This window comes from Paenarthrobacter sp. R1, from assembly GCF_030264015.1.
GTDB classification, from domain to species: Bacteria; Actinomycetota; Actinomycetes; order Actinomycetales; family Micrococcaceae; genus Arthrobacter; species Arthrobacter ureafaciens.
The window spans coordinates 1,121,392-1,143,147 of record NZ_CP127115.1 but is presented as its reverse complement, the minus strand read 5'-3'; the positions used below and the strand labels follow the sequence as shown (position 1 = coordinate 1,143,147).

15 protein-coding genes are annotated in these 21,756 nt (G+C 61.1%); 9 read left to right on the top strand and 6 right to left on the bottom strand.

Annotated elements, in window-relative coordinates; genetic code table 11:
* Window positions 1-163: 163 nt before the first annotated feature.
* The 5 genes from QN084_RS05460 to QN084_RS05440 all read right to left on the bottom strand — a co-directional run bounded on the left by QN084_RS05460 (window position 164) and on the right by QN084_RS05440 (window position 7,081).
* The gene (locus QN084_RS05460; protein WP_069695858.1) at window positions 164-2,374 is read right to left on the bottom strand and encodes a hypothetical protein; all 2,211 of its coding nucleotides are present in this window, start codon (window positions 2,372-2,374) and stop codon (window positions 164-166) included.
* A gap of 71 nt (window positions 2,375-2,445) precedes the next feature.
* Window positions 2,446-3,603, bottom strand: a complete 1,158-nt coding sequence (gene wecB / locus QN084_RS05455; protein ID WP_069695857.1) for a non-hydrolyzing UDP-N-acetylglucosamine 2-epimerase — start codon at window positions 3,601-3,603, stop codon at window positions 2,446-2,448.
* A gap of 557 nt (window positions 3,604-4,160) precedes the next feature.
* On the bottom strand, window positions 4,161-5,807 hold the full coding sequence (locus tag QN084_RS05450; protein ID WP_139126848.1) for a hypothetical protein: 1,647 nt from the start codon (window positions 5,805-5,807) through the stop codon (window positions 4,161-4,163).
* 185 nt (window positions 5,808-5,992) lie between these two features.
* The gene (locus QN084_RS05445) at window positions 5,993-6,568 is read right to left on the bottom strand and encodes a YdcF family protein (protein ID WP_264398649.1); all 576 of its coding nucleotides are present in this window, start codon (window positions 6,566-6,568) and stop codon (window positions 5,993-5,995) included.
* A 48-nt stretch (window positions 6,569-6,616) separates the two neighbouring features.
* The gene (locus QN084_RS05440) at window positions 6,617-7,081 is read right to left on the bottom strand and encodes an Lrp/AsnC family transcriptional regulator (RefSeq protein WP_021472251.1); all 465 of its coding nucleotides are present in this window, start codon (window positions 7,079-7,081) and stop codon (window positions 6,617-6,619) included.
* Window positions 7,082-7,251: 170 nt separating this feature from the next.
* Between QN084_RS05440 and pdhA the strand changes: the two genes are divergently transcribed.
* From pdhA to QN084_RS05400, 8 genes are all read left to right on the top strand, one after another.
* Window positions 7,252-8,445, top strand: coding sequence for a pyruvate dehydrogenase (acetyl-transferring) E1 component subunit alpha (gene pdhA / locus QN084_RS05435; RefSeq protein WP_069695854.1), 1,194 nt, complete (start codon window positions 7,252-7,254; stop codon window positions 8,443-8,445).
* On the top strand, window positions 8,442-9,530 hold the full coding sequence (locus QN084_RS05430; protein WP_021472253.1) for an alpha-ketoacid dehydrogenase subunit beta: 1,089 nt from the start codon (window positions 8,442-8,444) through the stop codon (window positions 9,528-9,530). The genes pdhA and QN084_RS05430 overlap by 4 nt, the downstream gene beginning before the upstream one ends.
* A gap of 2 nt (window positions 9,531-9,532) precedes the next feature.
* Window positions 9,533-11,017: a dihydrolipoamide acetyltransferase family protein gene (locus QN084_RS05425; protein ID WP_069695853.1), complete on the top strand. Its 1,485-nt coding sequence runs from the start codon at window positions 9,533-9,535 to the stop codon at window positions 11,015-11,017.
* Window positions 11,018-11,228: 211 nt separating this feature from the next.
* A complete protein-coding gene (locus QN084_RS05420; RefSeq protein WP_285751174.1) occupies window positions 11,229-13,310 on the top strand; it encodes a S8 family serine peptidase in 2,082 nt (693 codons plus the stop codon).
* 82 nt (window positions 13,311-13,392) lie between these two features.
* Window positions 13,393-14,292 (top strand): MBL fold metallo-hydrolase, encoded by a 900-nt coding sequence (locus tag QN084_RS05415; RefSeq protein WP_069695851.1) that lies wholly within the window; start codon window positions 13,393-13,395, stop codon window positions 14,290-14,292.
* A 116-nt stretch (window positions 14,293-14,408) separates the two neighbouring features.
* Window positions 14,409-15,617 carry a hypothetical protein gene (locus tag QN084_RS05410; protein WP_069695850.1) on the top strand — a complete coding sequence of 403 codons (1,209 nt, stop codon included), beginning with the start codon at window positions 14,409-14,411 and terminating at the stop codon, window positions 15,615-15,617.
* Between the two features lie 101 nt (window positions 15,618-15,718).
* Window positions 15,719-17,200: a cell wall anchor protein gene (locus QN084_RS05405; protein WP_069695849.1), complete on the top strand. Its 1,482-nt coding sequence runs from the start codon at window positions 15,719-15,721 to the stop codon at window positions 17,198-17,200.
* A 401-nt stretch (window positions 17,201-17,601) separates the two neighbouring features.
* Window positions 17,602-18,819: an MFS transporter gene (locus tag QN084_RS05400; RefSeq protein ID WP_069695847.1), complete on the top strand. Its 1,218-nt coding sequence runs from the start codon at window positions 17,602-17,604 to the stop codon at window positions 18,817-18,819.
* A gap of 64 nt (window positions 18,820-18,883) precedes the next feature.
* Here the strand turns inward: QN084_RS05400 and QN084_RS05395 are convergent, their stop codons facing one another.
* Window positions 18,884-20,428, bottom strand: a complete 1,545-nt coding sequence (locus QN084_RS05395) for a M28 family peptidase (RefSeq protein ID WP_069695846.1) — start codon at window positions 20,426-20,428, stop codon at window positions 18,884-18,886.
* 294 nt (window positions 20,429-20,722) lie between these two features.
* Between QN084_RS05395 and QN084_RS05390 the strand changes: the two genes are divergently transcribed.
* Entirely contained in the window at window positions 20,723-21,652 is a 930-nt protein-coding gene (locus QN084_RS05390; protein WP_021472262.1) for a hypothetical protein, read from the top strand.
* Window positions 21,653-21,756: the final 104 nt, after the last annotated feature.

Genomic DNA, 21,756 nt, shown 5'->3' with positions numbered 1-21,756 from the left:
CAATGCCGCCAGAACAGCGGCACGAATAGCCACACGGCAGAATATTCACCATGAACCGTGAAGAACCGTCAATGCTCGCAGTCCTGGATGTGATGAATGCGTGGGGAGCGTTCATCACGGCACGTCAGCGAGAACCGTAGGTATGAGTCCCCGGGGGACTAAACTAGGCTAACGTGTTCAGGGCTGCTCTGAGGGCATGGAGCTTGGCATCCCCGCTCCCCACAGGCATAACGCAGAACTGATCTCTTACGGACATAACGTTCGTGATGGACAGATCATGGCCAGCTTGATGGACCATCCTTATACCAGCTTCAAAGCAGTTCTGGTCAATCCACCATTGTTTCGAGCCGGGCCGAGCTACGCTGTCGGCAGCCGATGCGATATATCCCGCGACAGTCTTCGCGGACTCAGTTGTATTGAAAATAGCAAATCCGCCGGTATATTTCTCCCACGGTGCTACGCCACCGCCGAGAATTCGAGAACAGATATCTGTGTTCTGGTTCGCGGCGAGCAGGCCGCTAAGCGGCTTAGTTATCACCGTGTCAAGGTCTAGCACTACGACGGGGACATCTAGACTCCTGAGGAGTGGATAGACCGTGGAGAATCTAACTAGTGATGCAACCGGGCCGATGTTCTCGCCGACCTCGACGCGGAAGGGGTTGAGAATAACGCTTTTAGCGCCCCACTCTCCCAGCAATTCCTCAATTTCATCAGGCTTATCTGTGACAACGGAGAGGTACATCACCGCTTCATCAGCACAACTTAAGGAGAACGACTTGACGAGATACTCGGCATATTTTCGGAAGTAGATATCGTCGCAGGACGCGCTGACTACATACCGTGCTTGCGATGGCAATTCCTGGCTTACTTCGATATCAACACCCAGGAGACGGACCGGACTAGGATCCGACGATAAAGACTCGGGCCCTGACGTTACGACCGTAGACACGGGGATAGCAATATAAGGTTCGAATCCTTGGGCTTTGTTGGCGCGGAAGGCTTCTATCAATTGGCAATAGCGATCAAAGTCCCCGGACTCATAGGCACAAAGTGACTGGAAAATTAAACCAACATTAGCTATATCAGGATCAGTTGTCGAGTTGATCAATTCATCCACTAGCTTGGATGCATCACCGGAATTATTGTTGTAGAGCAGACCTCGACACGCGTAGATGAAAGACTCGAGCGTTTCCTTTCGGGCCATTCCCTCCAGCGCGCAATCCAGTATTTCTTGGTTGAAGGAGTTAGTCCACAACTTGATCAAGCTGCAGAGTCGGCGGTATGGCCAATCGGCAGAGTTGTTGATGCTGGCCGCTGCGTAGAGGTCCCTCTTGGCAGAAAGATAAAGTGCTTTCTCGGCCTCGTCCCGAATGAACTTAATTTGCTCAATGCTTTTTACGGCCGAATCAATTAGCTCCTGATAGGACCTATCATCTTTCGGCTGTTCCATTGTGCTTGCAACACCATGGGCCGTAGGTGCTGCCTGGTTGAGTGCAGCCCTAACAAGCTGCGCACCTCGGGACGTGGGCAGCGGTTTGTGGCCTATGTCCTCGGAAACTATGTGCAGTTCATTATCGTAGAAAAATTCAACGGCGCTCTTTAGTGACCCTAATTCACTGAGAAACTCACTTTGTTCCTGAAAGCCCGTGTCTGCCCGGTTTGTTACTATTTTGAACCGAGGCACGACTCGTCGCTCTTCGAATCGGTCGAAAACGCTCACTCGCTCGGGGTGTTCTCGATAAAAAGTCTCTAGTTCCTGATTTATCACGTGACGCTCGAGTGAGCGGATGGCACCCCTAATCGGGTACCGTCTCATGTCTAGTTGTGGCACTTCGGCAACTGCCATGGCGCCCTGAAGCTCAGCACCCAACATCAACGCGCCAAAGCCCCCCATTGAGGAGCCGTAGAGTACAAGGTCTTCATTCTCAAGTTCGAGTGAGGAGCTAATGATCTCGATGTGCCGTGCCATTGCGCCAATAGCGTCCTCTTCCGGGGACATGAACCAGGCAGCACGGATCTCCGGCGAGGAGTAGAGTGCCGGGTCACTTAGAGCAAGGATGTGGCAGTCTGGAAAGTGAGCGAACCAGGACCACCTATGAAAAACAGGGTTCTGCTGAGGAATGGCACTGGGCTGTGCTGAGGGGAGCAGGCAGATCAATTTTTTGGCGTCACGTCTGAAGTACCCGAAGGAATCAATGGTTAGCCCAGCAGTAGTCACTTGGGATATCTGGTACTGGGTCTCGTTCTCAAATGCTCCCTCAACAATGGCCTGCAAAGTAATCGGGGTGGGATTCAGTTCGCGCGTCAAGGTTTCCTGCTTCTTTGTACTGGTCGCTACCGCCTGCCCTGGGGGTCTGTCGTCCTTGCGTGCCATTGTCAAGGAATCCAGCTCGAAGGGAATGCAGCACCAATTTAGTTATGAGGGGTGTACGTGCAGATGATGTCTTATGTGGCAATGAGCGTGTTGCCGAATTCCCTAAGACGTGTTCCGACGCCCAACAGCTCGGCTACAGCCGCGACTGTCCGCTCTGCAGCTTTCCCGTCGCCGTATGGGTTAACGGCGTTCGCCATCGCATCAAACGCGTCCTGCTGGTTCAGGAGGCGGTCGACCTGTTTGACGATGGTTTCTTCGTCGGTTCCGATTAGTGCAACTGTTCCAGCGTGTACTGCTTCCGGCCGTTCAGTGTTGTCACGCATCACTAGAACGGGTTTGCCCAGGCTCGGAGCTTCTTCCTGAACTCCGCCGGAGTCAGTGAGGACGATGTGGGCCATCGAAAGCATGCGTGTGAACTCACCGTAGGCCAAGGGTTCCGTCACCACGACGTTCTCTTTGCCTTCCAACGCAGGCAGAACTGCTTCGCGTACCACCGGGTTTTTGTGTGCCGGCAGCACGATAACCAGGTCAGGCTCAGCTTCGGCAATTCGTGCCAGCGCACGGCCCACTCCGCGCATTGCGTCGCCTTGGTTCTCACGACGGTGGGTCGTCACCAGAAGGATCCGCCGGCCGCTGGCAGCGAGATCTTCAAGCTGTGGATCGCTGAACGGGATCTCCTTGTCCACAGTGGTGAGCAGGGCATCAATAACCGAATTACCGGTGACTACGATGTCCTCTTCTGCGATACCTTCCGCAAGCAGGTTGGCTTTGCTGGTGCTTGTCGGTGCCAAGTGGAGGCTGGCGATCTGGCTTGTGATTTTGCGGTTGGCCTCTTCGGGGAACGGCGAGAAAAGGTCACCGCTTCGGAGACCAGCCTCAACGTGGACCACCGGGATGCCGTGGTAGAAGGCGGCAATGGCGCCGGCTGTGGAAGTGGTGGTGTCACCTTGGACAATGACGGCGTCCGGCTTCTTTTCCGCGAAGAGCTTGTCCAGGCCGTCGATGGTCCGGGTCATGATGGCGGACAGGGACTGCCGCGGCTGGAGGATGTTCAGGTCATGATCCGGTTCGATGCCGAAGAGTTCATTAACTTGGTCAAGCATCTCGCGGTGCTGACCCGTAACCGTCACAATGCAGTCGAAATCAGCAGACTCTTGGAAGGCACTGACAATCGGAGCCATCTTGATAGCTTCGGGACGGGTGCCGAAGATTGGCATGACGCTGGGCATGGATTTCCCCCGGAAGTGACGTTGAGTGACTTCCCGATGCTATCTCACAGCCACTGTTGCTTCTGAATCGTGTGAATCTGAGATGGAGCGTTACTGACCAAATATCAAGGTCAGGGCCAGAATGGGAATGCTCACTGAGACAAGGATCACGATGACTAGGGCTATGCGGCGTTTTCGCTGTAGCGCAGCCTCTTCCGTCAGGCCATTGTGTTCATCACGCCGCGCAGGCGGCGTTCGTTCCTTATTCCGTTGAGCAATTGAAGGGCTCGGGCGGTCGTCTACGTGAATCTCCGCCTGGGCTGCTGGGGGCACGCGGCTCCGAGCCGTGGCTCCGGTCATCAAGGAGGCGGGAATTTCAGCCCGGAGACGACGCTTGCGGAGGTGCCGCGGAGCTGGCAGTACGGCTGCCGTTTGCCGGATTTCGTCCGTCACGTCGCACTCCTCAGCTATGGCGAATCAATCAGTACCATCACCAATTCTTGCACCAGAGCTATTGGTCGCGACAATCTCGGGTGCTGCTGGTGGCCCCGCGTGCGGCGCCACCAGCAGCACGAGCGTTACCCGCGATCGGAGTACAGGGCGTCGTTCTTGACGCCCGATCCATTCACGACGTCGATGAAATAATGCTTACCGATTCCCAGCGAGGTGTTGCCCAACTTAGCGGTGACGGACTCCAAGAGTGGGTTGATGCCGAGCTGCTTGCCGTAGGACGGGTTGTAGTTCGATGCGGTGACGGTCTTGTCTTGCACCCAGCCGTTGGTGTCCGTCCACTGAACCCTGATCGTGCCGCCGCTGAGGTTGTGGCCGGTGACCAGAACATCGCCGTTCCCGTAGAAGATGGAATCAGTGATGAGAGGCGTCGTACCGCCCGCCTTGAGCCGATCAAGCATGGGGGTCCACGTTCCTGTGCAGGTGAAGTACGGATCCCACATGAATGAGATGACCTTCACCGGGGTGTTTCCCAGTTGTTGCACCTGCTTGTCGATTCTTGCCTTAGTGGTCTGTCCACGGGTGCTGTTGTCACAAGGGTTCTGGGAGGTTAACGGAGCCATGCCCTCCAGGTTTGCCCACAGCTGGGCGTTCGTTCCGCGTACGCCTTCGGACAACGCCCAGAAGTAATCCCTGGTTGGTGCCAAGTACTTGCTGCCCCAGGAGCCGCTGCCGACTATTGACGCCGCAAACGAGTCGACATTGTTGTTGCTCTCGCTTGAGAAGAACGATCCGCCCTTGCCGGTGCCCATTCCATCCTGCACTGCAATAGCCATTTTGACGCCGTTTGAGGTCTTGGCGATCTTGTTGGCCGCATTGCGGGCCTGGCTGACCGTCACCCGACCCGAGAACGCCGACCGTGAGTCAATGTAGGGACTGACCACTGCTGTCCGCCCTGGTTGGTATTGGGCAATCCTGGAATTCTGCATCCGGTACAGGCTGAGCACGGGTTCCCACACCGCCCCGTCACTCAGCGGCATCTCCGTGTGGTGGTAGAAGCCCGCCAGCCCTGGCACGTTGTTCACGTTTGATTGATAGATCAGGAACCGCGCAGTGAAGAGCGACAATGTGGCTTGGTAGGACAGATCCGGGAGGTAGGTGACGTCAGTGCGATTGATGGGAGCAGGGAGGCCTGCGTAGTACTTCATGCCCAAATCAGTGGCCGCTTTCCCGACAGACACAGAAAGGGAATTGGTTCCGCCGTTGATGACCACAACGTCGTAGGTTCCGCTCGGTGAATTGCATCCACTGCCTTCGACCGGCAAAACCATGATCGTGTAGACAACAGAGCCAGCCGTGACTGTCTTGTCCCTGGCACAAATGAAAGACTTTGCACCCCACGAGCTGCCATCTGAATAGGTGAAATATCTCTTCACCTTCACTCCCGAGGCTGCGGCCGTAGCGCAATTGACTCCGGAGATCTTGCAGTCGGTTGGAATGCTCGAAAGAGTAGCTGGTTTCAAACGGGAACCGAAGGTGATGACGGTGTCTCCGCCAACGGACTTGATGTCAGTGAGTTTTTTGGTGTTGACCGCGTCGCTGGTGCTTCCATAGATGAAGTAACCGCTGATCGGATACACAGGGGTAACGGCTGCGCGCGCCGGCTGGCCGTGAAGGAAACCTAGGAGAAGGGCAGCCGCCGCCAAGGCGGCAGCGATGAAGTGACGGGCTCTTGGAGACGGAGGGCTGAACGACTCGGCTCTATAAACGGCCACGGCGGATCCTTGGACTCGTAGGGCTGAGACCTTGGACCTATGGCAAAAGAATGACTGCAGGGGCGGCAATACTCAATGGTTTTACCGGATCCTTCAAGGTCCGGAAAAACTACTCGAAAGCCTGTGAATATTTGACTTCGCCTTCCAACCCGGTCAGGACGACATGACAAGACCGGTCACCGCATTCAGCGTCCCGAGTCACACTCCGGCTGCATCCAGACGTCCAACAACCCGCCCGTTTCCACCACAAAACGGTCCAACCAAGCCCCGGCCGTCATGTCCGGTTCGGAGCCCACCATCTGCACATCCGCGGCCACGCATTGGTGCATCAGGGTGCCGGCGCGCATCACGTGATAATCGGAGGTGACCACCGTGATGGACGTCCAGCCGTACTTCGCAGCGAGGCCCGCGACGGCGTCCGCCTCACCCCGCGTGTTCAACGGCTCCGGGCGGAAGCATAGGAGGTCCGGATCTCCTTGGCTCTCGCGGCACAAAGCGTCGCCCTCAAGGTTGCCGGACAGCCCGGTGGTGGACACCACCAGCACGGGGATGTCCAAGGCCTCCTGAAGGTTCTGGGCAACAGGCAAGCGCTCACGGCTCAGGCCGCCCAGCACCACAATTGCATCAGTGCGATGCGGGGACACTTGGGGAGGGTTGGCGAAGAACTGGATCGCCAAAAGCAGCCAGAGAACAAAAGCCGCAGCAGCCGCCATAAGAACCCGCGTTAAGACACGGGGCAGCGCGGCTGTTTTTGTGGGCACGGGGACAGTTTATGGTTCCGCGGGCAAGGCGCCCGCCATGAACGAAACCTACCTGGTATCCACGTCCTCAAAAACAAGGAAAGTCTGCGTATCCAGCACGCCATCCATGGACTGAAGTTGGTCGAAGATCACACGGCGCAGGTGAATGTTGTCCGTCGCCCGGACCAGGAGAATCACATCGAAGTCACCGCCCACCAAAGCGATGTGGTACACCTCCGGGATAGCGCGCAACTGCTCCTTGAGCTCACGCCAGGAGTGCTGCTGCACCTTCAGCGTGACGTAGGCGGAGGATCTCAAGCCGGCCTTGATCGGATCCACCAAGGCCGTGAACTTGGTGATCACCCCTTCGCCGGTGAGCCGGGCAAGGCGGGAATAGGCGTGGGCCCGGCTGATGTGGACGTTTTCCGCTACTTGGGTGATGGACATGCGCCCGTCCGTGGTCAGCTCCCGGATGATGTCCCGGTCCACGCTGTCCAGGGGAACGGCGGTCTGCTCCGCCTCGGCCTCACTCATGGCACTCCAATTCGTCTACAACAGCGGCTCGTTACCCAGCTCACATTTACAATTCGTCTTTCAGAATAGCCCTTCTTGACAAGCTGTTCCATGATTCCGTCCAAAGCTGGATACGAAACATCCCGGAGGAACATACTGGAAGCACATAGTGCCCAGAGAAGGACGGACCAATGACGATCCATGCAGACCGCCCTGTGACGGAAACGGCGGTGGAAGACCAGGCTGCTGACGTACGGAGGAAATTCGGCATCAGCGTCGAGGATTACATGCTTCCCGCCCGTCACCAGATCCAGATGGTGAACCCCGACGGAACCCTCCGCTCCAAAGAGGAGCAGGGCACCGAACCCGGCCACGAGTACCCCACCCCGGACGATGCCGAACTGCTGGCAGCTTACGAGCGCCTCGTCGTCGGGCGTCGAGTCAACGACCAGAACTCCGCGCTGGTCCGGCAGGGCCGCATGGCCGTCTATCCCTCAAGCCACGGCCAGGAAGCCTGCCAGGTGGCAGCTGCCATGTGCCTCAGGGAAGGTGACTGGCTGTTCCCGACCTACCGTGACGCCGTCGCCGTCATGACCCGCGGCGTTGACCCCGTGGAAGTCATGACCATCTTCCGCGGCGACTGGCACGGCGGCTACGACCCCAAGGAACACAACGTCGGCATCCAGTGCACGCCGCTCACAACCCAGCTGCTGCACGCCGTGGGTGTTGCGCACGCTGCGAAGCTGCGCGGCGAGAACACGGTAGTCATGGCGATGTGCGGTGACGGCGCCACCAGCGAAGGCGACTTCCACGAAGCCCTCAACTTCGCGGCAGTCTTCCACCTGCCTGTGATCTTCTTCGTGCAGAACAACAAGTACGCCATCTCCGTCCCGTTGAGCCACCAGTCCGTGGCGCCGTCGCTGGCGCACAAAGCAGTCGGTTACGGCATGGCCGGTGAACGCGTGGACGGCAACGACCTCGTTGCACTGCTCGCCGTCATGGACCGTGCCGTGAAGCTCGCCCGCGAAGGTTCGGGGCCGCTGCTCATCGAAGCGCACACCTACCGCATGCAGGCACACACCAACGCCGACGACGCCACCCGCTACCGCCCGGAAAGCGAAGTTGCCGAGTGGCAGGCCAAGGACCCGCTGACCCGTATGAAGGCCTACCTGACGGACAAGGGCCTCTTGGATGACGACGCCAACAGCCGCATCGCCGATCACGCCGAAGCTGTGGCAACCCAGCTCCGGGAGGGACTGGGCGAGGACGTCCCCGTCCAGCCGATGGACCTCTTCAAGTACGTCTTCTCCAAGCCAACGCCGCAGCTCAAGGAGCAGTCCGAGCTGCTCGCTGACGAACTCGCCCGCGAGGAGGGTGCAAAATGACTGTGACTACCTCTGCCAACGGAAACGTCAGCGCCGCCACGGCCAGCGCGGCAGCTTCCGCCGCTGCAACTGCCGAAGCCGCCGGTCCGCAGTCCATCACCATGGCAAAGGCGCTCAACACTGCCATGGCCGATGCCATGCGTGCCGACTCCTCCGTCCTCGTCTTCGGTGAGGACGTCGGAAGGCTCGGCGGCGTCTTCCGCATCACGGACGGCCTCATGGCCGAATTCGGCGAAGAACGCTGCTTCGATACTCCGCTGGCCGAATCCGGCATCGTCGGCATGGCAGTGGGCATGGCCATCAACGGCATGCGGCCCGTCATCGAAATGCAGTTCGACGCCTTCGCCTACCCGGCCTTCGAACAGATCGTCAGCCACGTGGCTAAAATGCACAACCGCACCAAGGGCAAGCTCAAGATGCCCATGGTCATCCGGGTGCCCTACGCCGGCGGCATCGGGGGAGTGGAGCACCACTGTGATTCCTCCGAGTCCTACTACGCCCACACGGCCGGGCTGAAGGTCTACACCCCCGCCACCGTCGCCGACGGTTACCGGATGCTGCGGGAAGCCATCGACTCCGATGATCCCGTGATGTTCATGGAGCCCAAGAAGCTCTACTGGTCCAAGGACCTTGTGGACCTGGATGCGCTCAGGGCAGAGCACGACGCCGGAACCTCCACCGAGGGCCGCGCCGCCGTCGCGCGTCCCGGCACTGACGCGACGCTGATCGCCTACGGCCCGTCGGTCCCCACCGCGCTCGCCGCCGCTGCGGCCGCCGCCGAAGAGGGCCGGTCCCTGGAAGTCATCGACGTCCGCACCATTGTTCCTTTCGATGACGAGACCGTCTGCGCGTCAGTACGCAAGACAGGACGCGCCGTCGTGATCGCTGAAGCGCACGGCTTCGCCTCCGTATCCTCCGAGATCGTGGCCCGCGTGCAGGAACGGGCGTTCCACTACCTGGCCGCGCCCATCCGACGCGTCACCGGCTTCGATGTTCCGTTCCCGTCTCCCAAGTTGGAGCACTACTACCTGCCCAGTGTCGACCGAATCCTCGACGCCGTAGACGACCTTCAGTGGGAGGACTGACCATGAGCTCAGAACTGCAAGTGTTCCGCCTGCCGGACCTCGGCGAAGGCCTTACCGAGGCCGAGCTCGTGAACTGGCTGGTTGCCGTTGGTGACCAGATCAAGGTGGACCAGCCGATCGCCGAAGTCGAAACCGCCAAATCCATGGTTGAGGTGCCCTCGCCGTACGCGGGCACGGTTGCCGAGCTGCACGGCCAAGCAGGCGAAACGCTCGACGTCGGCAAGCCGCTGATCTCGATCGCCCCCGTGGGTGCCACTCCGGCTGAGCCCAAAGCGCCCGCTGCGACGGACGACGCCGTCTCCACCGGTGTTGTCACCGACGCTGAGGCATCCGCCGCTGCCGAGACGTACCGGACTGAGGAGAAGGCCGGTTCCGGCAACGTCCTCATCGGGTACGGGACGCCCGGTGGCGTGACCGGAGGCCGCACCCGTCCGCGGAAGGGGAGCGTCGCCGTCGTTGATGCTGCTCCTCCTGTTGCTGCCCCGGGGGCCTCTGTTGCCGCTCCGGAAGCTCCCATGGAACCGGCCGTTGCCGGGACGCGCATCCCCGGAAAGCTCAGCGCCGTGATCTCGCCGTTGGTCCGGAAGATGGCACGTGACCACGGGGTATCGCTGGATGCCATCAACGGTTCAGGCGCCAGCGGGCTGATCATGCGCCGTGATGTTGAGGCCGCTATTTCTGCCCCCGAGGCATCGGCCGCACCTTCGGCTCCTGCCCAGGCTCCCGCCGAGGCTGCTGCGCCGGCTGCAGCTTCAGGTGACCTTGATGGGCGTACAGGGCTCGCCGTTTCCGCCCGCACCCCGGTGCGCGGCGTGCGGAAGGCCGTCGCCGCCAACATGACCAAGAGCCGCACGGAGATCCCGGAAGCAACGGTATGGGTAGACGTGGATGCCACCGCGCTGCTGGACATGCGTGCAGAGCTGAAGAAGCGCTCGCCGCACGATACCCCCGGGCTGTTGGCATTCATCGCTCGTTTTGTCACGGCTGGGTTAAAAAAGTATCCGGCGCTCAACACGCGCTTTGAGACCGGGACTGACGGGTCCCAGGAGATCGTCGGGTTCGACGGCATCAACCTCGGCTTCGCGGCACAGACCGATCGGGGATTGGTTGTACCGTCCGTCCGCAACGCGCATCAGCTCAGCGCCCGCGAACTGGACGCAGAGATCAGGCGACTCACCGCCGTCGCGCGTGAGGGGAAGGCGACGCCCACCGAACTCGGCTCGGGCACTTTCACCCTGAACAACTACGGTGTGTTCGGCGTTGACGGCTCCGCGGCCATCATCAACTACCCCGAGGTGGCGATGCTCGGCGTGGGCCGGATCATCGACAAGCCCTGGGTGGTAAACGGTGAGCTTGCCGTCCGGAAGGTCACCGAGCTGACGCTCGCGTTCGACCACCGGGTCTGCGATGGAGAGACGGCCGCCGGCTTCCTCCGCTACGTGGCGGACTGCATCGAGAACCCGGGCGGCGCGCTCGCGGATATGTAGTTCAGGACCTCGTTTCTAAGAAGGACCCCGGCACATTGTCGGGGTCCTTCTGATTGTGACTTCGGGTGAGTCCCGGAGCCTTGTCATAAATCTCCATCGACTGGAGATGGTGGATTTTCTGCTTACAATTCGGTGGGGGTCAGCTGGTGGTCTCCAGTCTGCCCGCGATCCGCCGCCATGGTTGGTCGCGCTGTCCCGAGGATGCCGAATCATGGTTACGAGCCCCGCCAAGCAATCACTGAGATTTACGGGGATGGCCACGGCCACGCTCCTTTTGGCGGGCGGGTTGGCCAGCGGGTTTGCTGTTCAGCCGGCGATGGCCGATGACGGAGACATTCTTCCGGCCGCACCGCAGGCGCTGCAGCCTGCCGACGAGGTGAAGACCGACCAATTCATCGTTGGTATCAAAGACAACACCGTTCAAGCGGTCAAAGCCGCAGTGGAAGAAGCCGCGGGCAATGCGGCATCAAAACTAGGTGTCGCCGCAAAGGGCCTCCGGGACACGGCCACCGGCGGGCACGTCGTCAAGCTCGATGAGCCGCTCTCGGCAGTCGAAGCCGAGAAGTTCGTGCAATCCCTGCGGCTTGATCCGGACGTCGCCTATGCCGAGCCGGACGCGGTCATGCAGATCGCTGCTGCACCGAATGACACGTACTTCAACGAACAGTGGAACCTGTGGGAGAGCCCGGGCGGGATCCGCGCTACAGGTGCCTGGGACTACACCCGCGGCGAGGGCGTTGTAGTCGCCGTAGTGGATACCGGCATCACGCAGCACCCCGATCTGGATGCCAACGTACTCCCGGGGTACGACATGATCGCCAACGCAGCCGACGCGCGCGACGGGAACGGCCGGGATCCCGATCCCACTGACATGGGTGACTGGGCTCCGGCGGATGAATGCGCGGTAGACAGCCCGGCCGAAAAATCTTCCTGGCACGGCACTCACGTGGCGGGAACCATTGCAGCGGCGGGAAATAACAGCCGCGGCGTCACTGGCGTGGCTCCCGGAGCGAAGATCCTTCCCGTCAGGGCGATGTCCTTCTGCGGCGGCTACACATCCGATATTGCCGATTCCATCGTCTGGGCTGCCGGTGGCGTGGTGACGGGCGTACCGGTCAACCCCAATCCGGCTAAGGTCATCAACCTCAGCGTTGCAGGCGCCAGCGCCTGTTCCGCCACCTACCAAAACGCAATTAACTTCGCCCACAACTCAGGAGCGGCCGTGGTGGCGGCGGTTGGAAACTCCAACAAGTCTGCCGCCGATTTCAGTCCTGCAAACTGCCAAAACGTCATCGCAGTCGCAGCCAGCGACAGGGCCGGAGCCCGGACGTACTACTCCAACTACGGAAGCAACGTAGACGTTACGGCGCCCGGCGGCGACATGAGAACGGACCCCTTGAGCGGGATTCTGTCCACCTACAACACGGGCACCACCGGGAAGGCGGAGCCCGCCTACGCGTTCGTGCAGGGAACCTCCATGGCAGCCCCTCACGTGTCCGGTGTGGCCGCTCTCCTGATCTCCGCGCAAGGAGGCTCCCTGGCTCCGGCTACTTTGGAGCAGCAACTCAAAGACAATGCCCGGCCCCTTCCCGGCGGTTGCACCGGAGGATGTGGAGCCGGGCTGGTGGATGCCGCGGCAGCCCTGATTGCCTACGATGGCAACCCTCCGGTGGCTCCTTCGCCGGCCACCAAGATCACCGACTTCAACGGCGACGGCAAAGCTGATGTCATCGCCCGTGATTCCAAGGGCGCGTTGTGGCTGTACCCGGGGAACGGTTCCGGTGGTTGGCTTGCTGCCAGGCAGATCGGTTCGGGCTGGAACGTCATGTCCGCCATTGAAGCTCCCGGTGATTTCAACGGAGATGGTAAAGCCGATGTCATCGCCCGCGACGGTAACGGCGTCCTCTGGCTGTACCCGGGCAATGGTAGCGGTGGCTGGCTTGCCGCCAAGCAGATCGGCTGGGGGTGGAATGTCATGACTGCCATCGACGGCCCGGGCGACTTCAACGGTGACGGCAACGCCGACGTCCTGGCACGAAACTCGTCCGGAGGGCTTCTGCTGTACCCGGGAAACGGGGCCGGCGGCTGGCTCGCAGCCAAGCAAATTGGCTGGGGCTGGGATGTCATGACGGCCATTGAAGGGCCGGGGGACTTCAACGGCGATGGCCAGATGGACGTGCTTGCACGGAATGCTTCCGGCAACTTGTTCCTTTACGAGGGCTACGGTTCGAACGGATTCTTCCGCTCATACCAGGTCGGTTCGGGCTGGAACATCATGAACGCCATCCTGTAGATCGCAAGGTCCGGGGGTGTCCGTTCCGCGATCTCCCAGCTTCGCGCGGGTAGAGTAGAGGCCTGAACATCGCCGGATTTGCATGGATACGGAGAACTCATTGTCAGCTTGGCTAGAACTCGGACCGGACCACTACGTCTTGGAAACCGAGGGGTCCTTACTCAATACCGGACTAGTGGTGGGCTCCGAGCTCGCCATGGTGATCGACACGGGTTGCGGGCCACGCCAAGGGCGCGAGATCCTCGCAGCAGTTCGTGAAAAGACCCAGCTTCCGCTGGTTGTGGTGAACACCCACGCACACTATGACCACTTCTTCGGTAACGCAGTTTTCGCGGACGACGGCGTCACAGAGTTCTGGGCGCACGCCAACTGTGCGGCAACCATCGAGAAAGACGGCGATCTTCAACGTCGTTTCGTCGCCACCAACGAGCCGGAGATGGCTGCGGGGGAGGGCGACGCCGTCGAGATCGTTGTCCCCAATGCGATTGTCCGCGACCAGCCTGTACTGGTGGACCTGGGCGGAATCACCGCCACCCTGTTCTACCTCGGCCGGGCGCACACCGATGGCGACCTCCTGGTGGGCACCAACTCGACCCTGTTCGTCGGAGACTTGGTGGAGCAGGGGGCGCACCCGTCCTTCGAGGATTCCTACCCCGAGGAATGGGCAGATGTGCTGCGGCACATTTCAGCTCTGCGCCACCGTTATGAGCACTTGGTCCCAGGCCACGGAAAGCCCGCGAGCGACGAGTTCGTGAAGACCATGGCCAACACCATGAGCACCGCTGTCCGGCAGGCGACGCAATCCATCCGGGACATGCCCGCCGACGCCACCAAGGCAATCCCCGTGCTGCCCTATGGGCCGGAACAATCCCGCTGGTTCATCAAGCGGCTCCAGGAGACCCAAGCGGAGGGGCGCGCAGCCGGTGGCTCACTTGCGTCTGCAGATTTCGGGCCGGAGAAAACGGGCTTCTACCCGTCGTAAGCAAAGGTTACTTACAAAAACTTCGCCTTAAACCCCCAAAAACCATGGACTAGCAGGCTGAGCCGGTCCTAGGATGAAGTCGACCATCGGTTTGCGACTACCTGGGGGGTGTCGAGATGAAGGCCATACACGCGTTCCCGCGTGCTGCTCGGATTCTCCGCTCCGTCATGATCGCAGGAGCCGGCGCTGCCGCTTGGGTGGCACTCTCCACTAGCGCAGCCAGTGCCGATACGGGCAACTCCGGCTCACTCCTGGGCGAACTGAAATCCTCAGTGACCTCCACCGTGTCGTCTGCCGGAGGCAGTGTCTCCGCGCAGCTGGACAAAACGCTGTCCGCGACAACAGGTGCGGTAAAGAGCAGCGGAGCAGCCGTCAGCGGCGTTGTGTCGCCGAAGTCGACGCCTCCAACAGTCAGCGTTCCGGTGCCCGACCTTCCTTTGCCGGCGGCCATCAAGCCCGCGGTACCCACCCGGGTCGCTGTGCCTGTTCCCGCTGTGACACCCGTGGTTGAACAGGTGGTTGCCTCTGCAGACAACGTCGTGAGCACCCTGCCGGTGGTCAACGAAGTTGTTTCGCCGGGCACCCTCGGCACAGTAGTGGATTCAACCGTTACGCCCGTGACGGGAACGGTGGATGACGCCGTCGGAGAACTGGTACCGACGGTCAACGAGGTTGTGACGCCCATAGGCTTGGCACCGGTTACGGACGTAGCTTCGCCCGTTGTGCAGCCGATCGTGGACGTCGTGGACACCGTGGTTCCGCCGGTCGACGGCGTGATTCCGCCCGTTGACGGAGTCATTCCTCCAGTGACGGGACAAGGTCCGGCGCTTCCTGCTCTCCCCGGGACAGGCGGTTCCGACGCGCCTTTGACCCCGGCGGGTCCTGAGGGAACCGCCCCGGTACCACCCGCCGTCGTACTTCCTTCCGCCGCTGAAACGGCAAGCCCTGTAGCCCCGGAAGCGGGCAATGCCGGGCAAAGCGACACCTCGTTCCTTGCCGGAGGCTCAGCTGTTCCAAGTCTTCTGCGGTTCCCGCTGACCTCCTCATGGAACCAGGCAGCCGTGTCCGGCGGGACGAGCGCATCCGTACCTGCCGCCGTCGGCGGTGGTGTCCCGGGTGACCTTCCGACCGGCCCTGAGAGTACCCCTGTTTCCGGTGCCACAGCCGGCTCGGGAACTTCCTCCAACGGCCCTCCGAACCAGGCAGCGGCGGTCCTCGCCGGCAGCCTCATCATCCCTGCGAGCCTTATCTCCGGCTTCGCATCCGCAGGCGACCAGCAGCATCCCAAGCCGGTGTCTTTTGATCCCGGCTCATCTCCTGACTAGTTCCCCCACCGCGCCGTTGCTGCGAGCACGGCAGACGGGACATCGGACCATCCGGCAATCGGGCGGTCTCTGGGAACAAAGACCTTCAGGAGAAGATCACAATGAATGCAACATTCCGCAGGTGCCTCATTGGCACATGCTTTGCCGGGGGCCTGATCGCCGTCGGTGCTACAGCTGCAAATGCCGCCGATACGAGCGGCCAGGACGGAGTCCTTTCCGGAACACAAGTGGTGGCTCCGGTAACGGCCCCCATCAACGTGGAATCAACCGCTTTGGGCCTTTTGGGAGACTCGTCCGCGACGTCGACTGCTCCGGCTGCCGCTCCGGCACAAGGCGCATCGACGAGCCCCACCACCGACGGTTCGTCGTCAGTGGCCTCGGGGACACAGATTGTCGCTCCGGTTACGGCGCCCATAAACCTGGGCCCGTCATCAGTGGGTCTGCTGGGGGGCTCCACTGCGACGGGCCCAGCTACAACTGCCGCTCCGGCCCCCACAGGGCAGGCAGCGAGCACCAGCGGGTCGGATGGCATTGCCTCCGGCACGCAGATAGTTGCTCCGGTGACGGTCCCCGTGACTGTCGGTTCAACATCGGCGGGTCTGTTGGGGGACTCATCGGCGTCTACAACACCCGCTGCAACAACGGCTGCGCCGGCCCAAGCGCCAGCGCAGGCAACGACGTCGGGAGATGGCAGCATCGCGTCCGGCGCTCAGGTAGTGGCTCCGATATCGGTCCCTGTTAATGTCGGGGCCACTGCCGTGGGTGTTGGCGGCGATTCTTCCGCTACTACCGGCGGTACGTCGGCGGCTCCGGAGGGTTCGGCTCCTGCGGCGCCGGGTGCGACGACGAGTGGTTCTGATGGTGTTGCTTCCGGAACCCAGGTGGTTACGCCGATCACTGCGCCGGTGACTGTTGGTTCGGTTTCGGCCGGTGTGCTGGGCGACGTGGCCGTTACTGCCGGCGGTACGTCGGCAGGTTCCGCACCTGCTGCGCCGGGCACGAACGGAACAACGTCCGGAGACAACGGGCTGCTGTCGGGAACGCAGGTCATCGTTCCGATCACCGCCCCGGTGACCCTTGGATCGACTTCGGTAGGCATTGGTGGGGAATCCGTTGGAACGGTAACGCCGCCGGTTGTGAACCCTCCGGTAGTTGAGCCTCCTGTGGTTGAACCGCCTGTTGTGAACCCTCCGGTCGTCGAACCGCCTGTTGTGAACCCGCCTGTTGATACTCCACCGACCACCGGCGGTCCCAGCACCGGCGTTCCCGGCACTGACGGCCCCTCAACCGGAGGTGGCAGCACCGGTGGAGTCGACACTGTAATCACAACCCCCGGTCTCGACACCGGTATCTCAGGCGCTACAGCCGGTTTCAACGACACTATGGCGGGCACGGCGACTGTAGCCTCCGCCAGCACCAAGGGTGCGATGGGCGCAGGGTCAACTGCCGCCGTCGTAAGTTCCGCCGGACTGGCAGCCACGGGGCTGAACCAGAGCTTCATCCTCTGGGCCGTTGGACTGGCTTTGCTCGGCCTGGTGCTCACTGTGGCGGGTCGCATGAAGACCGTAGCGCTCCGTCGCTAACGCGGGGCTAGAGGGATAGTTGTTGCGGTCCCGGTCTCCGGGACCGCAACAACCGCGCTGCTAGGTCGTCGTGACTTCATCCGACCTGTAGGAGGTTATTAGAGGGTCACTTGCCCCTTCGATATGGATCTCTACCGTTACCCGGTCCTTATGACACTCAATGACTTTCGCATCGAAGGTGCGCTTTCCGAACGGGACTTTGACCGAGCTGCCCAAGGTGAAGGCTTGGTTGGCCGCATGGGTCTTGCTCTTCGCGCTACCAGAGCGCCCGCGTGTTACTGACATGTCGCGTTTATCCTCCTCACCAAGGTGCATTGCCGGTCAATGTCTTTAAGTATGCTCCAACCACTTTGTCCATGGCGGAAGCCAAACCGTTGAGGTGCGGTCCTAGGATGAAGGGGATGACAAGCACCCGAGCAGACCAAAACTTCAGCCTTCGCAGCGTGGCCCTCCCGGCCTTCGGGCCGGCCCTGCTGTTCTGTATCGGTGAAGGGGCTGTGCTGCCGGTCATTGCCCTTTCAGCGCGGGACCTGGGTGCTTCCGTTGCTGTCTCGGCATTGATCGTCACGTTGATCGGTCTTGGATCGTGGCTCTTCAACATCCCGGCCTCGATCATCACCATCAAGTTTGGTGAACGCTGGGCCATTGTCGGAGCAGGTGCGGCAGGGGCCTTGGCGCTGGGGGCAGCTGCTTTTGCACCCCAGTTTGAGCACGGTATCTGGTTGCTCGCGGCGGCGATGACGTTGGTGGGCATGTGTTCCAGCGTCTTCAACCTTGCCCGGCAGAAGTACCTCACCGAGGCCGTGCCCGTCATGTACCGTGCCCGGGCACTTTCGACGCTGGGCGGGGTCACCAGGATCGGCATCTTCATCGGCCCGTTCATCGGTGCTGCCGTCATGCAGTTCGCCGGAATCAGCGGAGCCTACTGGGTGGGCTTTGCCGGGATGATGGCGGCCGCAGCGTTATCGCTGACCATCCCGGAGCTCGTGGCTCCCGGAACGTCCGACGGCGGCCCGGTACCACCGGCGTCGACGCTCCGGCAGGTTGCCGCGTCCCATGCCGCGGTGTTCCTGTCCGTGGGATTCGGCATACTGCTGCTCAGCGCACTGCGGGCATCACGGCAGGTGGTTATCCCGCTATGGGCTGACCACTTGGGGATGGATGCGACGCACGCCTCGCTGATCTTCGGGTTGTCCGGCGCGATCGACATGCTGGTGTTCTACCCGGCGGGAAAGCTGATGGACCGCAAGGGCCGGCAATGGGTGGCCGTCCCGTCCACCGTGATCATGGGCGCTGCACTGGTCCTGATCCCGTTCACGGGCGCATTTGTTCCGCTGCTCCTGGTGGCACTCTTGATCGGCTTCGGCAACGGCATCAGCTCCGGGCTGATCATGACTTTGGGAGCCGACTTCTCACCGGACAACGGGCGGAGCCATTTCCTGGGGATCTGGCGCTTCATCGCTGACGCGGGGGCAACCGGTGGCCCCGTGCTGCTCTCAGGGCTGACGGCCGCCGTATCCCTCGCAGCCGGGGTGTGGGCGACCGGTTTGTTGGGCTTTGCCGCGGCGATCGTTTTCGCCATTGCCGTACCCCGGTTGAAACACCGCAGGAACTATTAGAGAGCGGCTGCAGATCCACCTCTCGGTAGACCTGCAGCCGCCCGGGACTGGGTAGGTAGGAAGGCTAGCGGACTGCCTTGCTGCCCCTGAACTCCATGCTCAGCTTTCCGCCCTTGCCGTTGGCCGTACCGTTGACCGCGGACTGCGTCATGGCGAACGTCAACGTAGCATGGGCAACGGCGTCCGCCATTTGCTCCAGAACAGCTGTGTTGATGTTGTCGATGTCATCGCAGGCCTGGTGATAACAGGGGTCGTAGGCAACACCGGCCGTGCCACCATAGACGGCAGCTTGCTCGGCAGTCTTTATCTCCTCGGCACCGGTAAACAGACCACCGGCAGGAATGCCGTTCTCGATGAACCCGAAGTAGTCCGAACGTCCGTCAAACTCCGTAGGTTCGGTAGCCAACCCTTGCGAAGCGAAGTAGTCCAGGAAGGTCTTTTCGATCTGCGCGGAACCGTTGGGACCGGCCGTACCGAGCTGCTTGCCGTCACCGTCGTAAACAAAGCGGACGGGGTTCGGCGAGGCAACCATGTCGAAGTTCAGGTTCAAGGCATGGTTTTTCAGGTCTGCCTTGCTGAGCTGCGCCACGTAGTAGTCGGAACCGATCAGGCCGTCCTCCTCACCGCTCCACCAAGCAAACCTGACCCTGTTTTCGGGGGTGATGCCCAGCTTGGAGAACTGCAGGGCAGTCTCCAGGATGGTTGCCGAGCCGGAGCCGTTGTCATTGATGCCGGGGCCTTCGGCAACAGAGTCCAGGTGTGCGCCCACCAGCACGGTGCGGTCAGTCCGGCCCGTGGTGTCGGCCAGGACGTTGAAGGTTTTTATCGGCTCAGTGTCGCCGGAAACCATAACCCGTGCGGTGGCTCCCGGTAGTCCGGCCAGTTCCTCACCAACGGCAAAGCTCGTGCCTACCGTCGGGATGGTTACCTCCGGGTTACCCGCAGTCGGAGCACCCAAGGTCCCGTCAACCCTGTCCAGCCGGTCATCGGCGTCGCCCTGATTGAAGATGATGACCGCCGAGGCTCCGGCAGCTTGGGCGTTCACGGCCTTGGTGTTGAAGGGACAGGTGCCGCGCTGGATGAGGGCGATATTCCCCGCTGTAAAGCCTGCGAAGTCAGCAGCTTCACAACCGCTGGTGGAAGCACGGTCACCGGACAAGTTGATATCTACTGCCGTTACGGTGCCGCTGACATCTCCGAAACCCGAGTAGGACATGGCCGCGAACTCGTCTGCCGTGTACGTGCGGGGTGTTGGTGTCAGCCGTTCGAAGGCCTCGCCGGTGAGGTTGAATTTCACGTAATCAAAGTATTGCCGTTGCGGGGTGTAACCGGCCGCCCTCAGTTGGGACTCGATGTACTCGGCAGAAGCCTCGTGGCCGGAGGAACCTGCAGTGCGGTTGCCGTCGTTGGCCTCCGCGATGGCCTGTAGCTGCTCAAGGTGATCGACGATTGCGCCTGCCGAGACAGCATCCCGTAACGCTTGTGTGTCCGTGGCTGTGGCAGCCAGTGCCGGCGGCGTCAGCGCGACAGAAAGAAGGGCCGACGTTGCCGCTCCGGCAGCGAGGACCCTGAACTTTTTCCTGGTTAGCAGATGGTGCGTTGTGTGCATTTCATGCATCTCCCTGATCGGACCCGGTATCTGGTGGCCGGGCGCGGTAGCGCAGAATCTACTACTCGGAAGTAATACGGTGAAGCCTTGTTATATTCAGCCGGATAGGCAAGGGGCGGAATTTGTAGCGACGCCCAACCACCCGCCGTCGTGCTTTATCGCTTCCGCGCCGCCATGCCGAACAGCCAGATGCTGCCCAGCGATACCCGGCTGAGGCACCGCAGGAATTACTGAGCTTTGTTGGAGGTGTCACAGAGTTCGAGCAGGCCAGACAGCCGCAGCTAGACTACCGGGGTGCCAGAAAACCAAGCCCCTGAAACCGCCGAGTCCTTTACCTACGCGGATCTTCGAGGGTTCCTGTCCGCGGATGAAATCCCTGCCGGCCAAATTGAAATCCAGTACCAGGGGCTTCCACTGGAAATCCTGAACATTCCTGCTGAATCAGACACCACGCTCGTTTGCCTCCATGGAGCGGCAGAGAAGGACGTGCGTTTGCCGTGGTTCCTGGGCAAGGGGGTCACGGCAGGACTCCCAGTGAACAAGATCTTTATCTCGGATCCAAGCCTTCGAAAATCGAAGGACTTCAACATCGGTTGGTATGCGGGTTCAAAGCAGCAGCCGGACCTCCAGGAAATTCTCGCGGATGTTATTCGGCGGATCGTGAGGGAAACCGGTGGGTACAACGTAGTGTTCTTCGGCAGCTCGGCCGGCGGATACGCCAGTCTGGCACTGTCCAGGTTCTTCCCCACGTCCCTGGCGCTCGCAATCAATCCCCAGACCTCGATCTCGCGCTTCTATCCTGGTGCGGTGGGGCGTTACATGACAGAAGCGTGGGAAATGCCTGACACGGAGATGACTGCGCTCCCGGCTTCCGTGGCTCACAACCTGATCCCTGCTTATTCGGCGGGCTTCGATCACACGGTTGCCTTGGTACAGAACGCTAAGGACTGGTTCCACATCCAAAACCATCAACTACCCTTCGTGGACGCGGTGGGCGGCTCACCCAATCTGCACATGCTGATGGACCGCTGGGGCCCGGACACTGGGGATGGGCACACGCCTCCGCCCAAGGAACTGGTGCGTGCATGGTTCGAAGAGCTGGCCACTTGCCACGGCGATTGGGCTTCCGGGTTGGCCGCTGCCGGGTTCCAGTCGGAAACAACGCCGCCGGACGTAAAACGACGTGTGATAGATACAGCTCCGCCGAAGTCAGAGAAACCCTAGGCACCGATATCAACAGATAGAACTTGTGTCGCTCACACCCATCAACCGTGATGCCATGGCGGCCTTCCTCTACCGGATGCCCTAGCCTGAGGGCGCCGGCGTAG

What these genes read in the sequence shown, in the direction of transcription:
- QN084_RS05460 (WP_069695858.1), bottom strand. Translation starts at nt 2,374, where the DNA reads ATGGCACGCAAGGACGACAGACCCCCAGGGCAGGCGGTAGCGACCAGT.
- wecB (WP_069695857.1), bottom strand. Translation starts at nt 3,603, where the DNA reads ATGCCCAGCGTCATGCCAATCTTCGGCACCCGTCCCGAAGCTATCAAG.
- QN084_RS05440 (WP_021472251.1), bottom strand. Translation starts at nt 7,081, where the DNA reads ATGAGTGAGGCCGAGGCGGAGCAGACCGCCGTTCCCCTGGACAGCGTG.
- pdhA (WP_069695854.1), top strand. Translation starts at nt 7,252, where the DNA reads ATGACGATCCATGCAGACCGCCCTGTGACGGAAACGGCGGTGGAAGAC.
- QN084_RS05430 (WP_021472253.1), top strand. Translation starts at nt 8,442, where the DNA reads ATGACTGTGACTACCTCTGCCAACGGAAACGTCAGCGCCGCCACGGCC.
- QN084_RS05425 (WP_069695853.1), top strand. Translation starts at nt 9,533, where the DNA reads ATGAGCTCAGAACTGCAAGTGTTCCGCCTGCCGGACCTCGGCGAAGGC.
- QN084_RS05420 (WP_285751174.1), top strand. Translation starts at nt 11,229, where the DNA reads ATGGTTACGAGCCCCGCCAAGCAATCACTGAGATTTACGGGGATGGCC.
- QN084_RS05415 (WP_069695851.1), top strand. Translation starts at nt 13,393, where the DNA reads ATGGATACGGAGAACTCATTGTCAGCTTGGCTAGAACTCGGACCGGAC.
- QN084_RS05410 (WP_069695850.1), top strand. Translation starts at nt 14,409, where the DNA reads ATGAAGGCCATACACGCGTTCCCGCGTGCTGCTCGGATTCTCCGCTCC.
- QN084_RS05405 (WP_069695849.1), top strand. Translation starts at nt 15,719, where the DNA reads ATGAATGCAACATTCCGCAGGTGCCTCATTGGCACATGCTTTGCCGGG.
- QN084_RS05400 (WP_069695847.1), top strand. Translation starts at nt 17,602, where the DNA reads ATGACAAGCACCCGAGCAGACCAAAACTTCAGCCTTCGCAGCGTGGCC.
- QN084_RS05395 (WP_069695846.1), bottom strand. Translation starts at nt 20,428, where the DNA reads ATGCACACAACGCACCATCTGCTAACCAGGAAAAAGTTCAGGGTCCTC.